The organism is Isoptericola sp. NPDC060257, assembly GCF_042726645.1.
Lineage (GTDB): Bacteria > Actinomycetota > Actinomycetes > Actinomycetales > Cellulomonadaceae > Isoptericola > Isoptericola nanjingensis.
The window spans coordinates 1-5,487 of the sequence record NZ_JBHXAW010000291.1; the positions used below are offsets into that span (position 1 = coordinate 1).

The following is a 5,487-nucleotide window of genomic DNA, read 5'->3' on the forward strand; positions in this document are numbered from 1 at the left end:
GGTGTCGGGCTCGCGGTTCTACTTCCTCACCGGCATCGGCGCGCGCCTCGAGCTGGCGCTGCTGAACGCGGCGGTGGACCAGGCGGTGAGCGCGGGCTTCACGCCGATGATCACGCCCACGCTGGTCAAGCCGGACACGATGCGCGGCACCGGCTTCCTCGGCAGCCACGCGGACGAGGTGTACCACCTGGAGAAGGACGACCTGTACCTGGTCGGCACCAGCGAGGTGGCGCTCGCGGGCTACCACGCGGACGAGATCATCGACCTGTCGGCGGGCCCGAAGCGGTACGCCGGCTGGAGCGCCTGCTACCGCCGCGAGGCCGGCGCCGCGGGCCGCGACACCCGCGGCATCATCCGCGTGCACCAGTTCCACAAGGTCGAGATGTTCAGCTACTGCGACCCGGAGGACGCGGCCGCCGAGCACCAGCGCCTGCTGGCCTGGGAAGAGGCGATGCTGGCCAAGGTCGAGCTGCCCTACCGCGTCATCGACACGGCCGCGGGCGACCTCGGCACGTCCGCCGCGCGCAAGTTCGACTGCGAGGCGTGGCTGCCCACCCAGGAGCGCTTCCTCGAGCTCACCTCGACGTCGAACTGCACCACGTTCCAGGCCCGTCGCCTGGGCGTGCGCGAGCGGACCGTGGACGGCACCACGCGCCCGGTCGCCACGCTGAACGGCACGCTGGGCACCACCCGCTGGATCGTCGCCATCCTCGAGAACCACCAGCAGGCCGACGGCTCGGTCCGCGTGCCCGAGGGGCTGCGGCCGTACCTGGGCGGCCTCGAGGTGCTCGAGCCGGTCGCGTGAGCGGGCGGCCCGCCCCGCGCCTGGTCGCCCTCGACATCGACGGCACGCTGCTCGGGTACGACGGCGGTCTGTCGCCCGCGGTGCGCGACGCCGTCGCGGCGGTCCAGGCGGCGGGGCACCACGTGGTGCTGTCGTCGGGGCGGTCGCTCATCGCGATGACGCCGGTGGCGCAGCTGCTCGGCATCACGACAGGCTGGATGGTGTGCTCCAACGGCGCCGTGACCGTGCGCCTGGACGCCGCCCTCCCGCACGGCTGGGAGCTCGACGAGGTGCGCACGTTCGACCCGGGCCCCGCGCTGCGCCTGCTGCGCGAGGAGCTGCCCGACGCGCGCTACGCCGTCGAGGACATCGGCATCGGCTTCCGCATGAACGCGCTGTTCCCCGAGGGTGAGCTCGACGGCGTCCACCAGGTCGTCGACTTCGAGCAGCTGTGGGCCCGCGAGGTGACGCGCGTCGTCATCCGCAGCCCCGAGCGCACGCCGGAGGAGTTCAGCACGATGGCGGCGCGCATCGGCCTGGGCGACGTCACCTACGCCGTCGGCTGGACGGCGTGGATGGACGTGGCACCGAAGGGCGTCACCAAGGCGTCCGGGTTGGAGCGGCTGCGCCGGCGCCTGGGCGTCGACCCCGCCGACACCGTGGCCGTCGGCGACGGGCGCAACGACGTCGACATGCTGCGCTGGGCCGGCCGGGGCGTCGCCATGGGGCACGCGGACGACGTCGTGCGCGCCGCCGCCGACGAGGTCACCGGACCCGTCGACGAGGACGGTGTCGTGCCGGTGCTGCTCTCGCTCCTGCGATAGCTCCTGCGTGGTCCGGCCCCCGCAGTCCGAGGTGGTCGGCGGACGACGGCGTCATCGGTCCGGCCGCCCGTCGCCCGTCTGCTCGGGGGAGGGCGGGGGGTCAGAGACCTCGGCAGCCCACCGCAGCGACCACTCGATGAGCGGGCGAAGAGCTTCGCGGGCGTCGTGGCCGAGCGGGGTGAGGGTGTAGCGGCCGTCGCTCAGCACCGCGGCGAGCCGGGCTTCCTGGAGCTCGGCGAGCCGTTGCTGCAGGACGCTCGACGACATGTCGTCGCAGCGCCTCTGCAGGAGCCGGAAGCCGAGCGGCTCGTCCCCCAGCTCCCAGACGATGCGCAGGGTCCATCGACGCCCGAACAGGTCCAGCGCCGCCATCAAGGATCGTCCGGTCGTGGACCCGCGGACCGGTCGGCCCGGCATGGGCGTCTGCGGCGCGTTCATGACTCCCGCCCCTCTTGTGCTTCGGATTCCGAATCGGTAGCGTCGCACACCACAGCGCTTCGAATTTCGAAGCGCCCTCTCGTCCGCGAGCTGGAGGTTCCATGTCCAAGGGCTACTGGGTCAGCGTCTATCCCGCCATCGACGACCCCGAGACGCTCGATGCCTACAACGGGCTGGCCGGGAGGGCCGTCGCGGCGGCGGGCGGGCGGGTGCTCGCCGGCGTCGGCAGCCGGATCGTCGCGCACGAGGCCGGGATCGCCGATCGCGTCGTCCTGATCGAGTTCGACGGCTTCGAGCAGGCGGTCGCCGCGTACGAGAGCGCGGCCTACCGGGAGGCGCTGGCTGCGCTCCCGGAGGGTTTCGAGCGCGACTTCCGCATCGTCGAAGGTCTCGGCTGAGGATCGGCGCGGCCCGCCGCCGTGCCGCGCCGGGTCAGTCGCGCGCGGTGAGGACGACCGGGCCGTCGTCCGTGATGGCGATGGTGTGCTCGCTGTGCGCGCCGCGGCTGCCGTCGGCCGACCGCAGGGTCCAGCCGTCGGGGTCGGTGAAGATCTCGTCGGTGGTCTCGAGGAACCACGGCTCGATGGCGATGACGAGGCCCGGCTTGAGCGGGAACCCGCGGCCCGGCCGGCCGTCGTTCGGCACGTGCGGGTCGCCGTGCATGGTGCGCCCGACGCCGTGACCGCCGAAGTCGGTGTTGATGTCGTAGCCGGCGCCGCGGGCCACCTTGGCGATGGCGGCGGAGATGTCGCCGATCCGGTTGCCGGCGACGGCGGCGGCGATGCCCGCCTCGAGCGCCACCTCGGTGGTCTCGATGAGCTTCGCGTCGGCGGCGGCTCGCTGCGGCGTCGCGGAGGCGCCGACGACGAACGACAGGGCGGAGTCGGAGACCCAGCCGTCCACCGACGCGGCGAAGTCGATGCTCAGCAGGTCGCCGTCGCGCAGCGCGTAGTCGTGGGGCAGACCGTGCAGGACGGCGTCGTTCACGGACGTGCAGATCACCTTGCCGAAGGGCATGGCGCCGAACGACGGGTGATAGTCGATGTAGCACGACTCGGCGCCGCGGTCGCGGATCATCCGGTGGGCGAGGGCGTCGAGCTCGAGGAGGTTCACCCCGACGGCGGCGGCGTCGCGGACGGCCGTGAGCACCTCGGCCACGAAGCGCCCCGCGGGGCGCATCTGGTCGATCTCTCGCGGGCTCCTCAGCTCGATCATGGCGGTCCTCTCGGAAGGTACGTGACGGGGTCCGGGTCCAGGGTGTCACGAATCGTCACCGAGTCGTGACCGTGAAACGACTTGCAGGAACTTGCACCTGCCGGTGGGGGTGCGGTGAACTCTGGAGGGAGGCAGTATCCCGGTCAGGGGGACCAGGGGATCACGGGCCGCCGATCGGCGGGAACACCTCCGTGGACCACGACGCAGTGGAGGAGCTCGGCAATGACCAGACGAACGACGACGGCGCGGCGACGCGTACTGGCGCTGGCGGCAGGCGGTGCGGGCCTCGCGCTCGTGCTCGCGGCGTGCAGCGACCCCGACGGTGAGGGTGGTGTCGGCGAGGAGTCCAGCGCCTCCAGCGCGGAGATCGACTGCTCCGCCTACGACGAGTTCGGCGACCTCGACGGCAAGACCGTGAGCGTGTACACCTCGATCGTCGACCCCGAGGGTGCGACGCAGCAGGACTCGTACAAGGCGTTCGAGGACTGCACGGGCGTCAAGATCGACTACGAGGCGTCCCGCGAGTTCGAGGCGCAGCTGCTGGTCCGCATCAAGGCGGGCAACGCGCCCGACATCGCCTACCTGCCGCAGCCGGGCCTGCTCAACACGATCGTCAAGGACTACCCGGACGCGATCAAGCCGGCGCCCGACGCCACGGCCAAGAACGTCGACGAGTTCTTCAACGAGACCTGGAAGGGCTACGGCACGGTCGACGGCACGTTCTACTCGGCCCCGCTGGGCGCCAACGCGAAGTCCTTCGTCTGGTACTCGCCGTCGATGTTCTCCGACGCCGGCTACGAGGTGCCGCAGACGTGGACCGAGCTGATGGACCTCACCCAGAAGATCCACGACGACACCGGCGGCCAGGTCTGGTGCGCGGGCGTCGAGTCGGGTGACGCGACCGGCTGGCCGGGCACCGACTTCATCGAGGACATGATGCTGCGCACCGCGGGCGTCGAGGACTACGAGAAGTGGTACACCCACGAGATCCCGTTCAACGACCCGAAGGTGGTCAAGGCGTGGGACACGGCGGGTGAAATCCTCAAGAACCCGGACTACGTGAACGCGGGCCTGGGCGGCGTCGACTCGATCGCCACGCAGTCGTGGACCGACGCCGGCAACGGCATCCTCGACCAGACCTGCTGGATGCACCGTGCGGCGAACTTCTACCAGACGCAGTGGCCGGAGGGCACCGAGGTGTCTGAGCAGGGCGACGTCTTCGCCTTCTACCTGCCGACGGACCAGACCGACGTCAAGCCGATGCTCGGCGGCGGCGAGTTCGTGGCGGCGTTCGACGACCGTCCCGAGGTGCAGGCCTTCCAGACCTACCTCTCCAGCGCGGACTGGGCCAACCAGAAGGCCCTGAGCACGCCGGACGGCGGCTGGGTCAGCGCCAACAGCGGCCTCGACCCGAACAACCTCTCCACGGAGTTCGACCAGTACGTGGCCGGTGTCCTGTCCGACCCGGACACCGTCGTCGCCTTCGACGCGTCCGACCTCATGCCGGGCGAGGTGGGTGCCGGGACGTTCTGGAACGGCATCGTGGACTGGCTGACGGGGGCGAGCACCCAGGAGGTCACGGACAAGATCGAGGCGTCCTGGCCGAAGTGAGCCGGTGCGCCGCGTGATCCTGCTCGACCGCGCGGTCCGGGGGCGTCGTCCGACGTCCCCGGACCGCGCGCCGCTCCCGTCCCCGTCCCGACTCCTCGAGGAGGTCATCGATGACCTGGTTGCTCGAGCCTGACACCACGGGGCAGAAGTTCCTGCTCATGGTGGTCGCCGTGGTGCTCTTCGCCGCGGTGATGGGCCTCATCCTGTTCCTGGTGGACCGGCCGAAGCGCATCCCGTCGTGGGTGGTGGCGGCCGGCTTCGTCGGCGTGCCGCTCCTCTTCCTCGCCTACGGGCTGCTCCGCCCCGGTCTGATCACACTCTGGCAGTCCTTCTTCAACCGCAACGGCACCGAGTTCATCGGGTTCGACAACTACGTCACGGCCTTCACGCAGAGCCAGTTCCAGCAGGTGCTGCTGGTCACCGCCGCCTGGGTGATCCTCGCGCCCCTGCTGAGCGCGGTCATCGGCCTCGGGTACGCCGTGCTGGTCGACCGCACCCGGTTCGAGAAGCTCGCCAAGGCGCTCGTGTTCGTGCCGATGGCGATCTCGATGGTCGGCGCCTCGATCATCTGGAAGTTCGTCTACGAGTTCCGGCCCGACCAGGCGAACATCAACC

General features: G+C 70.8%; 7 protein-coding genes. 5 read left to right on the top strand and 2 right to left on the bottom strand.

All coding sequences use genetic code 11. The annotated features are described in order from the left end of the window. Nucleotides 1-805 (top strand): serine--tRNA ligase (gene serS / locus ACFWEK_RS18325; protein ID WP_430554962.1); only part of this gene is annotated, 805 nt, incomplete at its 5' end. Further along, nucleotides 802-1,608: an HAD family hydrolase gene (locus ACFWEK_RS18330; protein ID WP_430554963.1), complete on the top strand. Its 807-nt coding sequence runs from the start codon at nucleotides 802-804 to the stop codon at nucleotides 1,606-1,608. The genes serS and ACFWEK_RS18330, both read left to right, overlap by 4 nt. Nucleotides 1,609-1,659: 51 nt before the next feature. Here the strand turns inward: ACFWEK_RS18330 and ACFWEK_RS18335 are convergent, their stop codons facing one another. Next, complete coding sequence (locus tag ACFWEK_RS18335) at nucleotides 1,660-1,980, bottom strand: winged helix-turn-helix transcriptional regulator (protein WP_430554964.1); 321 nt, start codon at nucleotides 1,978-1,980, stop codon at nucleotides 1,660-1,662. 167 nt (nucleotides 1,981-2,147) lie between these two features. Here ACFWEK_RS18335 and ACFWEK_RS18340 point away from each other — a divergent pair, with 167 nt between their 5' ends. Beyond that, entirely contained in the window at nucleotides 2,148-2,444 is a 297-nt protein-coding gene (locus tag ACFWEK_RS18340) for a DUF1330 domain-containing protein (protein ID WP_430546544.1), read from the top strand. 34 nt (nucleotides 2,445-2,478) lie between these two features. Here ACFWEK_RS18340 and map read toward each other — a convergent pair whose 3' ends face one another. Then, nucleotides 2,479-3,261: a type I methionyl aminopeptidase gene (map, locus tag ACFWEK_RS18345; protein ID WP_430546543.1), complete on the bottom strand. Its 783-nt coding sequence runs from the start codon at nucleotides 3,259-3,261 to the stop codon at nucleotides 2,479-2,481. Between the two features lie 222 nt (nucleotides 3,262-3,483). On the opposite strand from map, the gene ACFWEK_RS18350 reads away from it, so the two are divergent. After that, nucleotides 3,484-4,872 carry an ABC transporter substrate-binding protein gene (locus ACFWEK_RS18350; protein WP_430554965.1) on the top strand — a complete coding sequence of 463 codons (1,389 nt, stop codon included), beginning with the start codon at nucleotides 3,484-3,486 and terminating at the stop codon, nucleotides 4,870-4,872. A gap of 110 nt (nucleotides 4,873-4,982) precedes the next feature. After that, nucleotides 4,983-5,487: carbohydrate ABC transporter permease (locus ACFWEK_RS18355; RefSeq protein WP_430554966.1), on the top strand; the 505-nt coding region annotated here is incomplete at its 3' end.

Excerpts from the sequence above, each read along its gene's own strand:
- ACFWEK_RS18340 (WP_430546544.1), top strand. The coding sequence starts at position 2,148 with ATGTCCAAGGGCTACTGGGTCAGCGTCTATCCCGCCATCGACGACCCC.
- ACFWEK_RS18350 (WP_430554965.1), top strand. The coding sequence starts at position 3,484 with ATGACCAGACGAACGACGACGGCGCGGCGACGCGTACTGGCGCTGGCG.
- map (WP_430546543.1), bottom strand. The coding sequence starts at position 3,261 with ATGATCGAGCTGAGGAGCCCGCGAGAGATCGACCAGATGCGCCCCGCG.
- ACFWEK_RS18335 (WP_430554964.1), bottom strand. The coding sequence starts at position 1,980 with ATGGCGGCGCTGGACCTGTTCGGGCGTCGATGGACCCTGCGCATCGTC.